Consider the following 16,258-nt stretch of genomic DNA (forward strand, 5'->3'; position numbering starts at 1 on the left):
ATTTCACACGCGCCCACTCAATGCCTCCGATGTGTCCTGGCCAGCGCGTCGCCATGCCGCGCCTCGAGCCAGAACTTGATGATCAAGGTCACCAGCGCCAACCCGCTCAACAGCGACGCGGCCGCGAACGCCGCGGTGCTGTCGAACTCGTTGTAGAGGATCTCGATGTGCAACGGCAGCGTGTTGGTAAGGCCGCGGATGTGGCCGGACACCACCGACACCGCGCCGAACTCGCCCATTGCGCGCGCGCCGCACAGCAGCACCCCATACAGCAGGCCCCACTTGATGTTGGGCAGGGTCACGCGCCGGAACATGGTCCAGGCGCCGGCGCCGAGCGAACGCGCGGCCAGTTCCTCGTCGCTGCCCTGCTGCTGCATCAGCGGGATCAGCTCGCGCACCACGAACGGGAACGTGATGAACAGCGTCGCCAGCACGATGCCCGGGCGCGCGAACAGGATCCTGATGTCCCATTGCTCGAGCAGGCCGGCGAACCAGCCGTGGGTGGTGCTGAACAGCAGCACCAGGCACAGGCCGGCGACCACCGGCGAGACCGCGAAGGGCAGGTCGATCAGCGCCAGCAGCAGCTGCTTGAAGCGGAACTCGAAGCGCGTCAGCGCCCAGGCCATCAGCGCGCCGAACACGGCATTGACCGGAATCACGATCGCCGCGGTGAACAGGGTCAGCCTGAGCGCGGAGCGCGCATCGGCTTCGTTCAGCGCCTGCCACCAGGCCTTGAAGCCGTCGCCGAACGCCGCGCCGAGCACCATCAGCAGCGGCAGCACCACCAGGCCGAGCATCACCAGCACGGCCAGCCCGATCAGCACCACGCGCAGCCACGCCGGCCCGTGCAGCACGTCGTCGGCGGGGCGCTCAGCCATGGCGCCGCTCCCGGCGCTCGTGCGCGAACAGCGAGGGAATCGCGTTGATCGCCAGCAGGCACACGAATGACGCCGCCAGCAGCAGCGCGGCGATCGCGATCGCGCCGTTGTAGTCGTACTCCTCCAGGCGGATGGTGATCAGCAGCGGCGCGATCTCGGTTGCGTAGGGCTTGTTGCCGGCGATGAAGATCACCGAGCCGTACTCGCCCAGCGCGCGCGCGAACGCCAGCGAGAAGCCGGTGAGCAGCGCCGGCAGCAGCTCCGGCAGGATCACCCGGCGCAGGGCGGTGAAGCGCGAGGCGCCGAGCGAGGCCGCGGCTTCCTCCTGCTCGCGGCCCAGCGCTTCCAGCACCGGCTGCACCGTGCGCACCGCGAACGGCAGGCCAATGAACACCAGCGCGATGACGATGCCGATCGGGGTGTAGGCGATCTTGATGCCCGCGGCCTCGGCGTAGCGTCCCACCCAGCCGTTGCCGGAATAGATCGCGGTCAGCGCGATCCCGGCCACCGCGGTCGGCAGCGCGAACGGCAGGTCGACCAGCGCATCGAGCACGCGCCGGCCCGGGAAGCGGTAGCGCACCAGCACCCACGCCACCAGCGCGCCGGCGACCAGTGCGACCAATGCGGCGACCAGAGCCGCGCCGAAGCTGAGCTTCAATGCCGCCTGCACGCGCTCGTCGTGGATCGCGCGCAACCAGCCCGCGCTGCCCAGGCCTGCGGCGCGCACGGCGAGCGCGAGCAAGGGCAGCAGCACCACCACGCCCAGCCAGGCCATGCCCAGGCCGAGGCTGAGGCCGAAGCCGGGCAACGGGCGGCGGCCGCGCAGTGCAGGCAAGCGGGGCAGGATGGCGGCGTTCATGGCGTGCGCGATGCGTCGTGGACGAACGCGCGGGGCTCAGCGCGGCCGGTAGATCTGGTCGAAGAAGCCGCCGTCGGCGAAGTGCTCGGCCTGCGCCTTCTTCCAGCCGCCGAAGGCCTGGTCGATGGTCACCTGGGTGACCTTGGGAAAGCGGGCGAGTTCCGCCGCCGGCACGGCCGCGGGTTCGGCCGGGCGATAGAAGTGCCGCGCGGCCAGGCGCTGGCCGGCGGACGAATACAGGAAGCGCAGGTAGGCCTCGGCCTGCCGGCGCGTGCCGTGCTTGGCCACGTTCTTGTCGACCCAGGCCACCGGCGGCTCCGCGCGGATGCTCAGCGACGGCACCACGACCTCGAACTTGTTGCGGGTGTCGGGCTGGTCCAGCGTGAGCAGCGCTTCGTTTTCCCATGCAATGAGCACGTCGCCGATGCCGCGCTCGACGAAGGTGGTGGTCGCGCCGCGCGCGCCGGTGTCGAGCACCGGCACGTTCTTGAACAATCGCGTCAGGTAGTCGATCACCTTGTCGCCGTCGCGGTATTGCTTCGAGGCCCAGGCCCACGCGGCGAGGTAGTTCCAGCGCGCGCCGCCGGAGGTCTTCGGATTCGGCGTGATCACGCCGACGCCCGCGCGGGTGAGGTCGGTCCAATCCTTGATGCCCTTGGGATTGCCCTTGCGCACCAGGAACACGATGGTCGAGGTGTACGGCGCGCTGTTGTGCGGCAGGCGCGATTGCCAGTTGGCCGGCAGCAGCTTGCCGTTGCTGGCGATCGCATCGATGTCGGCGGCGAGCGCGAGGGTGACGACGTCGGCTTCGAGCCCGTCGATCACCGCCCGCGCCTGCTTGCCGGAACCCCCGTGCGAGGCGCGCACCTTGACCGTCTCCCCGGTGTCCTGCTTCCACTGCGCCGCGAAGGCCTGGTCGACGTCGGCATAGAGCTCGCGCGTCGGGTCGTACGACACGTTGAGCAGTTCGACATCCCTGGCGTGCGCGGCGCCGCCGAGCAGCGCCAGCGCCAGCAGCGCCGTGCGGAAGGTGGGACCAAGGCGGGGAGGGGTCATGGGGGACTCATCGGGTCAGAAGGAAATCTGCGCGCGGGTGAACAGTGTCTTCTCGTCTTCGCGATCGCCCGCCGCGGCACCGCCCTCGAAGCTCGCCTGGGTGTAATTGGCGACCAGCTTCAGGTTCTGGGTGAGGTACCAGTTGAGGCCGATGCTCCACGCATCGACGCGGCTCGCCGAGGTGGCCGGGTTGGCGAACAGCGGGAAGGCGTCGTCGTCGATGTCCAGTTCGCCATAGCGCGCGACCAGTTCGAAGGCCCCCCAGCCTGGGGCACCGACCGTAAAGGGATGTGTAGGCCGCGCGACGCCGCGATACGACGCGTCTTCGCCGGTGAGCACCCAGCTGCCGACTGCCTGCCACGCCTCGTTGCGCAGGTGCTCGACGCGGCCCGCGTTGGCGCCGCTGACCAGGCGCACTTCCTGTTCGGAGGTGACGTACTCGCCGAGCAGGCCGAGCGGCCCGTTGTAGTAATACGCCTGCGGCGACCAGCGCCGGTGCAGGCCGTCGGCCGCGGCTTCCGTGCGGTAGCCGAAGAACTGCGCCTGGCCGGGCGTGCGGTAACGCGGCAGGGCGTTGTTGCCCTGGCCGAACACGTCACCGACGGTGGTGGCGATGCCCAGGCCCAGGCCGGACCACGCGTTGGCGGAGTTCTTGAAGGGCTCCCAGAACACGCGCGCGGCGGCTTCGAACTCGTTGTCGGGATTGGTGCTGGTGGCGGCGTCGCGGCCGTCGACCACGCCATTGAACGCGCCGACTGCGTAGCTGAGCGTGCCCTTGGCGAATTCGCCCTGCAGCTGCACGCCGAGGTCGCGACCGGGGGTGAGTTCGGTGGGCAGGCCGCGCTCGATCAGCGGCAGGGTGCCGGCCGGCTGCAGCTGCTCCAGGCCAAAGGGCTGCTTGTACTTGCCCACGCGCAACGTGGCGCGCGGATCGAACTTCAGGTCGAGGTAGGCGTCGTTGAGGGTGGCGGTGTCGCCGGCCAGCTGCGCCTGCACCTTGAACGCGAGCAGCGGGCCCCAGGTGCCTTCGATCGACGGCTCGACCCGGCGCAGCAGGAAGGTGTCGTTCTGCGGCAGCGTGTCGTCGCCGAGGAAGAAGCGGCCGTCGCCCTGCACCAGCGCCTTGAACTTGACCTCGATGCCGTCGCTGGCCGGTGACTTGATCGACAGGCCCTTGGCGCTGAGGCTCACGACCGGCTCCTTGGCGGCCTTCGCCGTGGATTCCTCCGCCTGCAGTTCGAGCTTGCGTTCGATCACGCGCAGGCGCTGGTCGAGGTCGGCCAGGCCGGCACTGCCGGCGTCGGCGGTCGGCGCCACGCCCAGGCGCTGCTCGAGTGCCTGCAGGCGCTGGGCGAGTTCTTCCACGGTGACCTCGCCGGCGTAGGCGGGGAGCACGGCGAGCGCGAGCGCGGCGAAGAGGGCGGTGCGGCGGGGAAAGCGGGCGAATGCGGACATGGAAGTCACCGGTTGGGAGGGAAACAGTGGCGATGCGCGTACCCGGACGGAAACGGCCATGCATCATCTGCATATGCCGTCGGCGCATCTGGCCGGCGCAGGGTGCTCCTGCCGCGCGCGCTCGGCAATGACCCGGATCAACCCACCGTAAGATGCCGCCGATGCCTGTCCGCCTCGCCTCCCTGCCATCGCTGGCGCGTACCTGCCTGCTCGCCCTGGCCGTGCTGGCGCTGCTGTGCTGGCTCGGCCCGCTGGCGAGCCGCTTCGAACCGCATGCGCCCGACTGGGACGCGCTCTCGGTGCGGCCCGGCGTGGGCGGGCACTGGTTCGGCACCGACGCGATCGGGCGCGACGTGTTCGCGCGCACGCTGGCGGGCGGGCGCCTGTCGCTGACCATCGGGCTGCTCGCGAGCGTGGTCGCCCTGGTGATCGGCCTGGGGTACGGCGCGATCGCCGGCCTCGCCGGCGGCCGGATCGAGCGCGCCATGCTGCGCGTGCTCGACGTCTTCAGCGCGCTGCCGTTCCTGCTGGTGGTGATCCTGCTGCTGACTTTGTTCGAGCGCTCGCTCGGCCTGCTGCTAGCCGCGATCGGCGGCTACGTGTGGATCGACCTCGCCCGGGTGATGCGCGCCGAGGCGGCGCGCCTGCGCGAGGCGCCGTTCGTGCTCGCGGCGCAGGCGGCCGGGGCCGACTTCGGCCAGCGCCTGCGCTGGCACGTGCTGCCGAACCTGTTGCCGCTCGCCTTCGTGTACCTGGGCCTGATCCTGCCGCAGGCGATCCTGGTCGAGAGCTTCCTCGGTTTCCTCGGCCTGTCGGTGGACGAGCCGTCGGCGAGTTGGGGCACGCTGCTGAGCGAAGGCGTGCAGGAACTCGACAGTGCGCCGTGGACGCTGCTGTTCCCGGCGGGGTTCCTGGTGGCGACGCTGGCGGCGTTCCAGTTCCTCGGCGACGGCCTGCGCGATTGGCTCGACGTGCGCGGCGCGGATCGCGGCGCGCACGAGGAAGCGGCGGCGTGAGCGTGCTCGCGCTGGACGCGCTGGAAGTCGCGGCCGGATCCCGGCGCCTGCTCGGTCCGCTGTCGCTGGAACTCGCGCGCGGCGAATGCGTCGGCCTGGTCGGCGAGAGCGGCAGCGGCAAGAGCCTCACCGCGCTGGGCCTGCTCGGGTTGCTGCCGGATGCGCTGCACGCGCAAGGACGGTTACGCCACGAAGGCCGCGCGCCGGCGCTGAATTCACGCGACCACGCCGCGCTACGGGGGCGCGTGCTCGGCTGGGTGCCGCAGGATCCGCTGGCCAGCCTGCACCCGCTGCGCAGCGTGGGCGCGCAACTGGTCGAGACCCTGCGTGCATTGCGCGGGCTCCCGCGCGCCGCCGCGCGGCGCGAAGCCGAAGCCCTGCTTGCGCGCGTGCGGTTGCCCGAACCGGCGGCCGCGCTGCAGCGCCATCCGCATCAGTTCAGCGGCGGCCAGCGCCAGCGCATCGCGATCGCGCTCGCCCTGGCCGCGCAACCGCAGGTGCTGATCGCCGACGAACCGACGTCCGCCCTGGATGCGCGCATCGCCCGCGACATCCTCGACCTGCTCGATGCGCTGCGGCGCGAGGAAGGCCTGTCGTTGCTGCTGATCAGCCACGACCTGCCGCTGGTGGGCGCGTACGCGCAGCGCCTGCTGGTGCTGCGCCGGGGCGAGGTGGTCGAGCAGGGCGCCACGCGCGCGGTGTTCGCCGCGCCGGCCCATGCCTACACGCGCGAACTGCTCGCCGCCGACCGGCTGGAACCGTTGCCGGCGCGCGGCGGCGACGCCCCGGTGCTGCTGCAGGGCGAGGCGCTGCGCGTGCGCTATCCGCGCGCGCGGCATGACGCGCTCGCTGGCGTCTCGCTCGAACTGCGACGTGGCGAAGGTCTCGCCCTGGTCGGCGAAAGCGGCAGCGGCAAGAGCACGCTCGGGCGCGCACTGCTGCGCCTGCTGCGCGGCGTGCACGGACGCATCCGCTTCGACGGCGTCGACCTGGATGCGCTCGATCGCAGGCAACTGCGTTCGTTGCGCGCGCGCATGGGCGTGGTGTTCCAAGATCCGTACGCCTCGCTCGATCCGCGCCTGCGCGTGGCCGACATCGTGGCCGAGCCCTTGCGCATCCACGGCCGCGGCGATGCGGCCGAACGGCGCGCGACGGCGGCCCGGCTGCTGCAGGCGGTCGGGCTGGAGGCGTCGATGCTCGACCGCTACCCGCACCAGTTCAGCGGCGGCCAGCGCCAGCGCATTGCGATCGCGCGCGCACTGGCCACGGACCCGGAGTTGCTGGTCTGCGACGAAGCGGTGTCGGCGCTGGACGCGCACCATCGCGCGGCGATCTTGGCCCTGCTCGCGCAGCTCAAGCGCGAGCGCGGACTGGCGCTGCTGTTCGTCACCCACGACCTCGCCGCGGCGGCGGCGGTGGCCGAGCGCATCGCGGTGCTGGAAGCGGGACGTATCGTGGAAACGGGCGCGACGCGGGAAGTGCTGCGCGATCCGCAGCATGCGCATACGCGTGCGTTGCTGGCGGCGCGGCCGGCGGCCTGAACGGCGCGGGCCGGCGCCCCTCGCTCTGCGCTGCTTCGCCACGCTGTTCCCGCTGTGCCTTCCTTCTCGCCGCTTGCGGGGAGACGTTCGAAACCTACGAGCGATAGCCCGTTGAGGTAGGGACGGATGCGGGACGCCGCGAAGCGGCGTTCAAGCGACAGCCGTCAGATCAACCCGCCACCCATGCTCAGCCGGATCGCCGCGACCACGATCACGACGCCGTTGAGGATCAGGCCCGCCTTGGCGCGGCCGCGCTTCTCGCTGCGGGTGAAGAGGATGCCGATCGCGGCGATCACCGCGCCCACCGCGGCGAAGGGAATCAGCAGCCAGTTGGTGATGCCGATCACCGGGATCAGCGCCAGCACCATCCAGCACAGGGCGACGATGCCCCACAGCAGGCTGATCAGTCCCATCGCAACGTCTCCACGCCAGGCCGCGGTGCGGCCGATGCGCACAAGATGGCGGCGCGCGCGGTCCGCTTCAAGTAAACCGGTGGGCAGGGGCAGGCGCGGCTCAGGGCGCGCCATGCACCCCGTCGATCTCCACGTGCAGTTCGCGCCGGCAGACCGCGGCGTGCACGACGATGAAGCGCACGCCCGGATCCAGCCGCGCACGCAGCCGCGCCGCCACCGCTTCGAGTTCGTCGTGGTCGCGCACGTACGCCTTCAGCCGCGTGCCGGCGCCCATCCGCGCCGGCAGCTCGGGGCGGCGCTGGCGCGCGGCCTCGATCAGGCTGTCGAGGTTGGCCAGGGTTTCGTCGACCTGGGCCGTGACGTCGCCGGCATGCTGCGATTCGTGGCCGACGATCGCGGCGGTGCCCGAAATCAGCAACGGCATCGCGGCGCCCGGCGGCAACATCGCGCGGGCGAAGCTCGGCGGCTGCGGGCCGTAGCGGCGGGGGTAGCGGTAGGCGCTGACCTGGCGCGGGTTCTCCAGCGGCAGACCGGGCATGCGCGCCGCCAGCCAGTACACCTGCAGGCGCCGCGCGCCGCTGGCGTGGCCGATCGCGGTGGCCGCCGGCAGCGCGTGCGGATCGAATTCGCCCAGGCCGCGGGCGCGACCCACGCAGAAGATGCGGTAGCGCTCGGCATCGCCGTCGCCGTGGGTGATGCCGTCGAGGTAGTTCCACACGCGCAGCAGGTGCGGATAGCCGCGGTCGCGGGTGAAGGCGCTGAGCCGGGTGTAGATGGTGGCGGCCAGGGCTTCGATGCCGCCTGCGTCCTCGTCGAGTTCGATCGCGCCGAACTGCAGCGCGCCGTCCTCGGCCCAGGCGATGCCGTCGCTGCGGCCGCGCCGCACCGGGCCGGTCGCGCGCCAGTGCTCGAACGGCGCCGCGCCGTGCGGCTGCAGCGCGACGCGCAGGTAGCGCGGATCGTCGAGCGCGGGCGCGCCAGCGCCGAAGCCGATCACGGCCAGGGTGTCGTCGGCGGCGAGCAGGGTCTCGGCGGCGGCGTCGCTGTAGTCGACGTGCAGGCGGGGCAGGGCGTGGGACTGCAACGCGCTCATGGAGTGTCCTGCTGCAGGGTGTCGCCGCTGAACGATTCACGTGCGGCGCGCCGCCGCTGCAGCCAGCCGCGCAGCGCGCTGGGCGCCTGCTGCAGCACCGTAAGGGCATAGATCACGCGGAACAGGCGCAGCCGGCGCAGCACCGCCGGATTGTCGAACACGTCGCCGGCGAGCATCGAGATCACCGCCTGCTCCACCTGCCAGGCATTGCGCGGGTTGTTGAACAGGTGCTTCATCACCGGCGTGTTGAAGCGGTAGATGAACCATTGGAACCAGCGCAGTCCGCGCTCCATGCGCCGCGCCATCGCGGCCTGCAGCGCGGCTTCGCGCGCCGGTTCGCGCAGCGCGCCGTCGACCACGTCCGCCGCCCGCTCGGCGCTGTCCATGGCCAGGAACACGCCCGAGGAAAAGATCGGATCGACGAACGCGTACGCGTCGCCGGCCATCACCCAGCCCGGGCCGGCCATGCGGCTGCAGCTGTAGGCGTAGTTGCCGGTCACGTGCACCGGGGCGACGCGCGTGGCGCCGCGCATGCGCGCGGCGATCTGCGGCTCATCGAGCAGGGTCTTCATCAGGAAGGCCTCGCTCTCCCCGCGCCGCTGCTTGAGGTAGGACGGGAAGCACACCGCGCCGATGCTCATCACCCCGCGCGGCAGCGGAATCAGCCACATCCAGCCGTGCGCGAAGCGCTGCACGGTGATGTTGCCGTCGTCGCCGCCGGGTCGGCGCTGCACGCCGCTGAAATGGCTGAAGATCGCCGCGGACTGGTGTTTCTCGTTCTTGCGCTTGAGCTTGAGCTGGTTGCCCAGCAGGGTGTCGCGGCCGCTGGCGTCGACCACGTAGCGCGGCGCGATCGCCAGCGCGGCGCCATCGGCCGCGCGGGCGAGCACGCGCGCCGGCCGGCCGTCGTCGCCGAATTCGATGCGCTCGACCTTGACGCCTTCGCGCGCGTCCACGCCGTTGTCGCGGGCATGCCGGAACAGCAACTGGTCGAAGTCCGCGCGATGCACCTGGTAGGCGTGCGGGAACACCGGATTGAGCGCGCGCTCGAAGCGGAAGGTGTTGTAGTCCGCGCCGTCGCCACTGCCCGCGGCGGGGAAGTCGGCGCCGGCCTTGAACTGGCCGATCGCGTGCACCTGCTCGAGCACGCCCAGCCGCTGCAGGATCGGCAGGTTCATCGGCAGCAGCGATTCGCCGATGTGGAAGCGCGGATGCGCGCCCTTCTCCAGCAGCAGCACGCGCCAGCCCTTGCGGGCGAGGAAAGTCGCGGCGGTCGCGCCGGCCGGGCCGCCGCCGATCACCAGCACGTCCACCGCCATCGGCACCTCCGGCGACGCGGTTACGGGCGGGGCGGAGGCTGCGGCGCTGGGGCCGGACGGGTGCGCTGGGGTCATCCGGGCATGATAGTCGGTGCCGCATCAGGCAGACGCTTGCACGATGCGGCGTGATGCAGGATCGTGGCGCCCCCGAACCTGCATTACCGCGGAATTCCCGATGTCTGAATCGAATGTCGCCACCCAGACCGCCGCCGAGGCCGAACTGGCCCAGCTGCTGGTGGAAAGCCTGAACCTGGAGGGTGTCGACCCCGCGGGCATCGATCCGGAGGCGCGCCTGTTCGGCGAGGGCCTGGGCCTGGATTCGATCGACGCGCTCGAGCTGGCGCTGGCGGTGTCGAAGAAGTACGGCTTCCAGCTGCGTTCGGACAGCGACGAGAACCGTCGCATCTTCGGTTCGCTGCGCGCGCTGTCGTCGCACATCGAGCAGCACAAGACGGCCTGACGGCCGATGTCCTCCGGTTTCGCAAGGCCCGCGGCATGAGCCGCGCGGTTGTGGCGCGGCTCGCGTGCGCGCTCGCCTATCCGCCGCTGGCGTACTGGGCCGTGCATACGGGCTCGGGTGGCGCCGCGGCGCTGGCGCTGGGCGACCTCGCCCTGGTGTTCCTGGCCGAACCGCTGCTGCGCCCGCGCGCGTGGGCGTGGGCGGTGGCCGCGCTGCTGGCCGCGGGCCTGGGGGCCCTGGCCGCCGGCAGCGAGATTCCGCAGATGCTGCTGCTGGCGCCGCCGGTGCTGTTCCTGGCCCTGCTCTCGTGGGTGTTCGGGCGCAGCCTGCGCGCGCCGCGGGTGCCGCTGATCGAGCGCATCGTCACCGCGGTGTACGCGCAGGCCAACGCGCCGCTGCCGCCCGAGCTGCCGCGCTACGCGCGCCGCCTGACCGCGGCCTGGGCGCTGCTGCTGGCGACGCTCGCGCTGGTCAACGGCGCGCTGGCGTTCGCCGAAGTGCCCGGCGGCGTGCTCGCGCGGCTCGGCCACGCGCCGGGCTGGGCGATCCCGCGCGACCAGGGCGCGCTCATCGCCAACCTGGTCAATTACGGCGTGGTCGGCGCGTTCTTCGTCGGCGAGTACCTGCTGCGCAAGCGCTGGTTTCCGCACCGGCCGTACCGGCACTTCTTCGATTTCGTGCACCGGATGGCCCGGCTCGGGCCGGACTTCTGGAAGGGCCTGCTGCGCTAGCCGCGCGACCACGCGGCCGAGCCCGGCCGCCGCGCCCGCATAATCCGACCATGGAATTCGAGATCGCTCCCGACCATCCCAGCCTGCCGGGCCATTTTCCCGGCCGCCCGCTCGTGCCCGGCGTGGTCCTGCTGGAGCGCGTGCTCGCGGCGATCCAGGCCACCCACGGCCCCTTGGGCCCGCTGCGGCTGCCGCTGGTGAAATTCGTGCAGCCGCTGCTGCCGGGCGAGCGGGCGCGCGTGCAGCTCGAGGGTCAGGCGCCGCGCTGGCGCTTCCGCGTGCTGCGCGGCGAGGCACTGCTCGCCAGCGGCGAGGTGGTCGCGGGCGAATGAACGCAGGCAACTGGAAGCGCCGCCCCGAAGGCGGCGGTTTTTTCGCCCTCTGGCTGATCCGCACCATCGCCCGCCGCGGCGGTCGCGCGGTCGCGCGCAGCCTGTTGTGGCCGATCACTGGCTATTTTCTGCTGCTGCGCGGCCCCGAGCGTCGCGCGTCGCGTGCCTACCTGCAGCGCGTGCTGCCGGTGCGGCCGACGCTGTGGCATGTCGCGCGCCACATCCACACGTTCGCCTCGACCATCCTCGACCGGGTGTTCCTGCTCAGCGGCCAGCTCGACCGCTTCGAGTTCCGGGTCGAGGGCCTGCCGGCCCTCGATGCCCAACTCGACCGCGGCCTGGGCGCGGTGGTGGTGGGCTCGCACCTGGGCAGCTTCGATGCCCTGCGCGTGCTGGCCACGCGGCGGCCGGAGGTGCGCGTGCGGGTGCTGCTCGACAAAGCCCACAACCCGGCGATGCAGACGCTGCTGGACGCGCTCAACCCGCGCCTCGCCGCGGACATCATCGACGCCGGCCAGCCCGGCACCTCGATCGTGCTGGCGATCCGCGAGGCCCTGGCCGAGGGCGCGCTGGTCGCCCTGCTCGCCGATCGCGCGCTGCCCGGCGACGTGGCGGTGGAGGTGCCGTTCTTCGGCGACCCCGCGCGCTTCCCGCTCGCGCCCTGGCAGATCGCCGGGGTGCTGCAGGTGCCGGTTTGCCTGGCGTTCGGCCTGTACCGGGGCGGCAACCGCTACGAACTGGTGTTCGAGCCGGTCAGCGACGGTCTTTCCCTGCCGCGCCATGAACGCAGGCAGGCCCTGGCCGGCCTCGTGCAGACTTATGCGGCGCGCCTGCAGCATCATGCGCGGCGCGCACCGTACAACTGGTTCAACTTCTACGATTTCTGGCAGACCGATGACGCAACCGTCGCCAAAGACGAAAGCCGCCCTGAGCCTGGCCGCAACGATGCTCGCGCTGGCGTCGGCGGCCCCGACGCTGCGCGCCGCCTCCGCTGAGCCGGCGCGCGTCGACAGCGAGTGGATCCTGACCCGGCTGGTGCAGCCGATGCCCGCGCGCACGGATTTCGTCGAGCTGCGCGGCTCGCGCCTGCTGAAGCGGCCACTGCGCCTGCAGGGCGAGTACCGCCGCCCCGACGCGGACACGCTGGTGCGCGAGGTCAGCGTGCCGTATGCGGAAACCACCACGATCCGCGCCGGTGAAGTCGAGATCGCCCGCGCCGGCAAGCCCGCGCGCAGGTTCTCGCTGGCACGCGCGCCGGAACTGGCCGGCCTGCAATCCAGCTTCGGCGCGCTGTTGACCGGCGACCGCCGCCAGCTCGAACAGCATTACCGGATCGACACGCAGGGCACGCACCAGCGCTGGACCATGACGCTGACGCCGAAGGACGCACCGATGCAGCAGAAGCTGCAGACCATCACCCTGTACGGCCGCGGCGCTGAACTGCGCTGCATCGAAACACAGCCGGTCGGCGCCGAGGCGCAACGCACCCTGCTGGCCGGCGCGGCGCGCGCGGCCGCGGGCGTCACCGGCGCGGGCGCGCTGGCGACCCTGTGCTACGGCGGCGCCAAGGCGCAATGATCTCCGCGCAGGCGACACCCCTGGCGGCGCGCTCGCGCGTCGCGCTGGCGCTGCTGTGGCTGGCGTTGCTGCTGCTCGCGGGCTGGCTGATCGGCAGCCGGGTGGAACTCACTGGCGACCTGCGCAAGTTCATGCCGGCCGCCCAGACCCCGGCGCAGAAGCTCCTGATCGACGAACTCGGCGAAGGTCCTGGCTCACGCCTGCTGCTGGTCGCGTTGTCGGGCGGCGATGCCCCGACGCTGGCGGCGCAGTCGCTGGCGCTGCGCACGGCGCTGGCGGCGCAGCCGCAGTTCAAGCTCATCGCCAACGGCAGCGAGAACGGCCTGGAGGCGGTGCCCGAGCGCCTGCGTCCGTACCGCTACCTGCTGTCGGCCACCCTGGATACGCAGGTGTTCGATCGCGCCTACTTCGCCGACGAACTGGCCCAGCGCGTGCAGGACCTGGGGTCGCCGGCCGCGGGCCTGGTCGAGCCCCTGCTCGCGCGCGACCCGACCCTGGAAACGCTCAAGCTCGCCGAAACCTGGCAGCCGGCGAACGCGCCGCAGCGCCTGCACGGCGTGTGGTTCGACCGCCGCGGACGCGAGGCGCTGCTCGCGATCGAGACCCAGGCGGCCGGCTTCGATCCCAAGGGCCAGCAGGCCGCGGTCGATGCGATCCGCGCCGCCTTCGCCCAGGTCAGCGGCAGCAGCGGCACGCGGCTCACGCTGAGCGGGCCCGGTGCGTTCTCGGTCGAGATCGGCGGGCGCACCGCGCGCGAGGCCAGCTGGATCGGCACGATCGACAGCCTGATCTTCGCGCTGCTGCTGTGGCTGGCGTACCGCAGCTGGAAGGCGCCGCTGCTGGGCGGCCTGCCGCTGGCGAGCGGTGGCCTGGCCGGGCTGGCGCTGGTGACGCTGCTGTTCGATGGCGTGCACGGCATCACCATCGCGTTCGGGTTCACCCTGATCGGCGTCGCCCAGGACTATCCGATCCATCTGTTCTCGCACCAGCGCGCCGGCGTGTCGCCGTGGGCGAGCGCGCGCGCGCTCTGGCCGACGCTGGGCACGGGCGTGGCCTCGACCTGCATCGCCTACTTCACCTTCCTGGTTTCGGGCGTCGACGGGCTGGAACAACTCGCCGTGTTCACCGTCGCCGGCCTCGCGGTCGCCGCGCTCACCACGCGCTTCCTGCTGCCGGCGCTGATCGATCCGTCGCCGCGCGACCCGGCCGATTCGGCGCGCCTGGCGCGGGTGTGGACGCACCTGGCGCGCTGGCCGCGCCTGAACGCCGGCGCTTACCTGGCCCTGTGCGTGCTCGCCTTGGCGATCGCGTGGTGGGCGCCGGGCGCGTTCTGGCAGAACGACCTGTCGCGCTTGACCCCGGTGCCCGCGGCTGCCCTCGCACGCGATGCGCAACTGCGCACGGAACTGGGCGCACCGGACGTGCGCTACGTGATCGCGGCGGAAGCGCCGGATGCGGAACGCGCGCTGCAGGCGGTGGAGAAGCTGCAGCCGGCGCTCGCGGCGCTGCGCGCGCGCGGCACCATCGACGCCTACGATTCGGCCGCGCGCTACCTGCCCAGCCGGGCCGTGCAGCGTGCGCGCCAGGCCCGGCTGCCCGAGCCGAAGGCGCTGCAACGCGACTTCGCCGCCGCGGTCGGCGCCAGCGCGTTCGACCCGGCTGCCTTCGCCGGCTTCATCGCCGATGTCGAAACCGCGCGCACCGCGCCGCCGTTATCGCCACGCGACCTCGAGGGCACCCCGCTCGCCGCCACCGTCGGCGGCCTGCTGTTGCAACGCGGCGGCCACGCCACCGCACTGGTGTCGCTGAGCGGACTCAAGGATCCCGCCGCCGTCGCCCGCGTTGCCCGCGCGCATGGTGCGCAGCTGCTCGACCTCAAGCAGGCCTCCGAATCGCTGGTGGTCGCGTACCGCCAGCGCGTGCTGTGGGCGCTCGCGCTCGCGGCGCTGCTGCTGGTGGCCACCGTATGGGTCGCGCTGCGCGCGCCGCGCCGCGTGCTACGCGTGCTCGCGCCGATGGCGCTGACCACGCTGCTGATCCTGGCCACGCTGCGCGGCTTCGGCATCGAGCTCAACCTGTTCCACCTGGTCGCGCTGATCCTCGCGGCCGGCCTCGGCCTGGATTACGCCCTCTTCTTCGACCACGCCGGCGACGACCGCGCCGAACAGCTGCGCACCCTGCACGCGATCATCGTCTGCAGCCTGACCACGCTGCTGGTGTTCTCGCTGCTGGCGCTGTCGTCGATCCCGGTGTTGCGCGCGATCGGCCTGACCGTGGCGCTGGGGGTGTTCTGCAATTTCGTGCTGGCGCTGCTGCTGACCCGGCATGCGGTGCCGGTGGGCGCGGCCGCATGATCGGGCGCGATGCGATCCAGCAGCTGATCCCGCACCAGGGCGCGATGTGCCTGTGGGACGAGGTGATCGCGTGGGACGCAGGCCACATCCGCCTGCGCGCGGCCAACCATCGCGACCCGGCGCATCCGTTGCGCAGCGACGGCCGCCTGCATGCGGTGCACCTGTGCGAGTACGGCGCGCAGGCGATGGCCGTGCACGGCGGCCTGCGCGCCGCGGCCCTGGGCGGCAGCGCGCGGCCGGGCGTGCTGGTCGCGCTGCGCGGCATCACCCTGCGGGTGGAACGCCTCGACGACCTCGCCGGCGACCTCGAAGGCGAGGCGCAGCCGCTCGCCGAGGACGCCAACAGCCAGCAATACGCATTCCGCATCACCCACGCCGGCATCGCGATCGCCGAAGGCCGGGCGGCGGTCATGCTGCAGGGAGATCCGCCATGAACGACAACCGCAGGCGCGCGCTGGTCACTGGCGGCAGTGGCGACCTCGGCGCCGCCATCTGCGCGCAACTGGGCGCGGCCGGGCTGCACGTGATCGTGCACGCCAACGCCAACCGCGCGCGCGCCGACGCGGTCGCGGCCGCGATCCGCGACGCCGGCGGCTCGGCCGAAGCGGTGGCCTTCGACGTCGCCGACGGCGAGAGCAGCGGCGCCGCGATCGCGGCCCTGCTCGAGCCCGGCCCGATCCAGGTCGTGGTCAACAACGCGGGCATCCACGACGACGCCCCGCTCGCCGGCATGAGCGAGACGCAGTGGAAGCGGGTGATCGACGTGTCGCTGCACGGCTTCTTCCACGTGACCCAGCCGCTGCTGCTGCCGATGGCGCGCACGCGCTGGGGCCGCATCGTCAGCGTGTCGAGCGTGGCCGCGGTGCTCGGCAACCGCGGCCAGGCCAACTACGCCGCGGCCAAGGCGGCACTGCACGGCGCGACCCGCTCGCTTGCACGCGAGATGGCCTCGCGCGGCATCACCGCCAACGTGGTCGCGCCGGGCGTGATCGCCGGGCGCATGGCCGCTGAAACGTTCAGCGAGGACGCGATCCGCCAGCTGGTGCCGGCGGCACGCGCGGGCCGCCCGGAGGAGGTCGCGGCGCTGGTCGGGTTCCTGTGTTCGGACGCGGCCGGCTACATCAACGGCCAGGTGATCGGGATCAACGGCGGCATGGGCTGAGCCGCGGGGCG

17 protein-coding genes are annotated in these 16,258 nt (G+C 72.1%); 10 read left to right on the forward strand and 7 right to left on the reverse strand.

The window, feature by feature from the left end; all coding sequences use genetic code 11:
• Positions 1-17 precede the first annotated feature (17 nt).
• From cysW to BP05_RS03860, 4 genes are read right to left on the reverse strand one after another with little or no spacing between them, the layout of a single operon-like run.
• A complete protein-coding gene (cysW, locus tag BP05_RS03845; RefSeq protein ID WP_496360665.1) occupies positions 18-878 on the reverse strand; it encodes a sulfate ABC transporter permease subunit CysW in 861 nt (286 codons plus the stop codon).
• A complete protein-coding gene (gene cysT, locus BP05_RS03850) occupies positions 871-1,737 on the reverse strand; it encodes a sulfate ABC transporter permease subunit CysT (protein WP_496360667.1) in 867 nt (288 codons plus the stop codon). The genes cysW and cysT overlap by 8 nt, the downstream gene beginning before the upstream one ends.
• 36 nt (positions 1,738-1,773) lie before the next feature.
• Positions 1,774-2,793: a sulfate ABC transporter substrate-binding protein gene (locus BP05_RS03855; protein ID WP_496360669.1), complete on the reverse strand. Its 1,020-nt coding sequence runs from the start codon at positions 2,791-2,793 to the stop codon at positions 1,774-1,776.
• A 15-nt stretch (positions 2,794-2,808) separates the two neighbouring features.
• Positions 2,809-4,248: an OprO/OprP family phosphate-selective porin gene (locus tag BP05_RS03860; RefSeq protein WP_496360671.1), complete on the reverse strand. Its 1,440-nt coding sequence runs from the start codon at positions 4,246-4,248 to the stop codon at positions 2,809-2,811.
• Between the two features lie 161 nt (positions 4,249-4,409).
• Between BP05_RS03860 and BP05_RS03865 the strand changes: the two genes are divergently transcribed.
• Complete coding sequence (locus BP05_RS03865) at positions 4,410-5,264, forward strand: ABC transporter permease (protein ID WP_496360673.1); 855 nt, start codon at positions 4,410-4,412, stop codon at positions 5,262-5,264.
• Positions 5,261-6,805 carry a dipeptide ABC transporter ATP-binding protein gene (locus BP05_RS03870; RefSeq protein WP_496360675.1) on the forward strand — a complete coding sequence of 515 codons (1,545 nt, stop codon included), beginning with the start codon at positions 5,261-5,263 and terminating at the stop codon, positions 6,803-6,805. The genes BP05_RS03865 and BP05_RS03870 overlap by 4 nt, the downstream gene beginning before the upstream one ends.
• 164 nt (positions 6,806-6,969) lie before the next feature.
• Here BP05_RS03870 and BP05_RS03875 read toward each other — a convergent pair whose 3' ends face one another.
• The 3 genes from BP05_RS03875 to BP05_RS03885 all read right to left on the reverse strand — a co-directional run bounded on the left by BP05_RS03875 (position 6,970) and on the right by BP05_RS03885 (position 9,705).
• Positions 6,970-7,218, reverse strand: a complete 249-nt coding sequence (locus tag BP05_RS03875) for a hypothetical protein (RefSeq protein ID WP_496360677.1) — start codon at positions 7,216-7,218, stop codon at positions 6,970-6,972.
• A 100-nt stretch (positions 7,219-7,318) separates the two neighbouring features.
• Entirely contained in the window at positions 7,319-8,311 is a 993-nt protein-coding gene (locus tag BP05_RS03880; protein WP_496360679.1) for a chorismate transformation FkbO/Hyg5 family protein, read from the reverse strand.
• Positions 8,308-9,705: an NAD(P)/FAD-dependent oxidoreductase gene (locus BP05_RS03885; RefSeq protein ID WP_496360681.1), complete on the reverse strand. Its 1,398-nt coding sequence runs from the start codon at positions 9,703-9,705 to the stop codon at positions 8,308-8,310. Before BP05_RS03885 ends, BP05_RS03880 begins: the two co-directional genes overlap by 4 nt.
• A 100-nt stretch (positions 9,706-9,805) precedes the next feature.
• On the opposite strand from BP05_RS03885, the gene BP05_RS03890 reads away from it, so the two are divergent.
• The 8 genes from BP05_RS03890 to fabG are packed head-to-tail and all read left to right on the forward strand — an operon-like array spanning position 9,806 to position 16,247.
• Complete coding sequence (locus BP05_RS03890; RefSeq protein WP_496360683.1) at positions 9,806-10,090, forward strand: phosphopantetheine-binding protein; 285 nt, start codon at positions 9,806-9,808, stop codon at positions 10,088-10,090.
• 35 nt (positions 10,091-10,125) lie between these two features.
• A complete protein-coding gene (locus BP05_RS03895) occupies positions 10,126-10,821 on the forward strand; it encodes a COG4648 family protein (protein ID WP_496360685.1) in 696 nt (231 codons plus the stop codon).
• Between the two features lie 50 nt (positions 10,822-10,871).
• Positions 10,872-11,153, forward strand: a complete 282-nt coding sequence (locus BP05_RS03900; RefSeq protein WP_496360687.1) for an ApeI family dehydratase — start codon at positions 10,872-10,874, stop codon at positions 11,151-11,153.
• Entirely contained in the window at positions 11,150-12,148 is a 999-nt protein-coding gene (locus BP05_RS03905) for a lysophospholipid acyltransferase family protein (protein ID WP_496360689.1), read from the forward strand. The genes BP05_RS03900 and BP05_RS03905 overlap by 4 nt, the downstream gene beginning before the upstream one ends.
• Positions 12,099-12,731: a LolA-related protein gene (locus BP05_RS03910; protein ID WP_496360691.1), complete on the forward strand. Its 633-nt coding sequence runs from the start codon at positions 12,099-12,101 to the stop codon at positions 12,729-12,731. The genes BP05_RS03905 and BP05_RS03910 overlap by 50 nt, the downstream gene beginning before the upstream one ends.
• On the forward strand, positions 12,728-15,085 hold the full coding sequence (locus BP05_RS03915) for an MMPL family transporter (protein ID WP_496360693.1): 2,358 nt from the start codon (positions 12,728-12,730) through the stop codon (positions 15,083-15,085). Before BP05_RS03910 ends, BP05_RS03915 begins: the two co-directional genes overlap by 4 nt.
• Complete coding sequence (locus tag BP05_RS03920) at positions 15,082-15,519, forward strand: hotdog family protein (RefSeq protein WP_496360695.1); 438 nt, start codon at positions 15,082-15,084, stop codon at positions 15,517-15,519. Before BP05_RS03915 ends, BP05_RS03920 begins: the two co-directional genes overlap by 4 nt.
• Positions 15,516-16,247 carry a 3-oxoacyl-ACP reductase FabG gene (fabG, locus tag BP05_RS03925; RefSeq protein ID WP_496360697.1) on the forward strand — a complete coding sequence of 244 codons (732 nt, stop codon included), beginning with the start codon at positions 15,516-15,518 and terminating at the stop codon, positions 16,245-16,247. Before BP05_RS03920 ends, fabG begins: the two co-directional genes overlap by 4 nt.
• The last annotated feature ends 11 nt before the right edge of the window (positions 16,248-16,258 follow it).

It is taken from the genome of Lysobacter oryzae DSM 21044, assembly GCF_059568595.1.

What these genes read in the sequence shown, in the direction of transcription:
- cysT (WP_496360667.1), bottom strand. Translation starts at nt 1,737, where the DNA reads ATGAACGCCGCCATCCTGCCCCGCTTGCCTGCACTGCGCGGCCGCCGC.
- cysW (WP_496360665.1), bottom strand. Translation starts at nt 878, where the DNA reads ATGGCTGAGCGCCCCGCCGACGACGTGCTGCACGGGCCGGCGTGGCTG.
- BP05_RS03865 (WP_496360673.1), top strand. Translation starts at nt 4,410, where the DNA reads ATGCCTGTCCGCCTCGCCTCCCTGCCATCGCTGGCGCGTACCTGCCTG.
- BP05_RS03920 (WP_496360695.1), top strand. Translation starts at nt 15,082, where the DNA reads ATGATCGGGCGCGATGCGATCCAGCAGCTGATCCCGCACCAGGGCGCG.
- BP05_RS03900 (WP_496360687.1), top strand. Translation starts at nt 10,872, where the DNA reads ATGGAATTCGAGATCGCTCCCGACCATCCCAGCCTGCCGGGCCATTTT.
- BP05_RS03895 (WP_496360685.1), top strand. Translation starts at nt 10,126, where the DNA reads ATGAGCCGCGCGGTTGTGGCGCGGCTCGCGTGCGCGCTCGCCTATCCG.
- fabG (WP_496360697.1), top strand. Translation starts at nt 15,516, where the DNA reads ATGAACGACAACCGCAGGCGCGCGCTGGTCACTGGCGGCAGTGGCGAC.
- BP05_RS03890 (WP_496360683.1), top strand. Translation starts at nt 9,806, where the DNA reads ATGTCTGAATCGAATGTCGCCACCCAGACCGCCGCCGAGGCCGAACTG.
- BP05_RS03860 (WP_496360671.1), bottom strand. Translation starts at nt 4,248, where the DNA reads ATGTCCGCATTCGCCCGCTTTCCCCGCCGCACCGCCCTCTTCGCCGCG.
- BP05_RS03875 (WP_496360677.1), bottom strand. Translation starts at nt 7,218, where the DNA reads ATGGGACTGATCAGCCTGCTGTGGGGCATCGTCGCCCTGTGCTGGATG.
- BP05_RS03880 (WP_496360679.1), bottom strand. Translation starts at nt 8,311, where the DNA reads ATGAGCGCGTTGCAGTCCCACGCCCTGCCCCGCCTGCACGTCGACTAC.
- BP05_RS03885 (WP_496360681.1), bottom strand. Translation starts at nt 9,705, where the DNA reads ATGACCCCAGCGCACCCGTCCGGCCCCAGCGCCGCAGCCTCCGCCCCG.
- BP05_RS03855 (WP_496360669.1), bottom strand. Translation starts at nt 2,793, where the DNA reads ATGACCCCTCCCCGCCTTGGTCCCACCTTCCGCACGGCGCTGCTGGCG.
- BP05_RS03910 (WP_496360691.1), top strand. Translation starts at nt 12,099, where the DNA reads ATGCTCGCGCTGGCGTCGGCGGCCCCGACGCTGCGCGCCGCCTCCGCT.
- BP05_RS03905 (WP_496360689.1), top strand. Translation starts at nt 11,150, where the DNA reads ATGAACGCAGGCAACTGGAAGCGCCGCCCCGAAGGCGGCGGTTTTTTC.
- BP05_RS03915 (WP_496360693.1), top strand. Translation starts at nt 12,728, where the DNA reads ATGATCTCCGCGCAGGCGACACCCCTGGCGGCGCGCTCGCGCGTCGCG.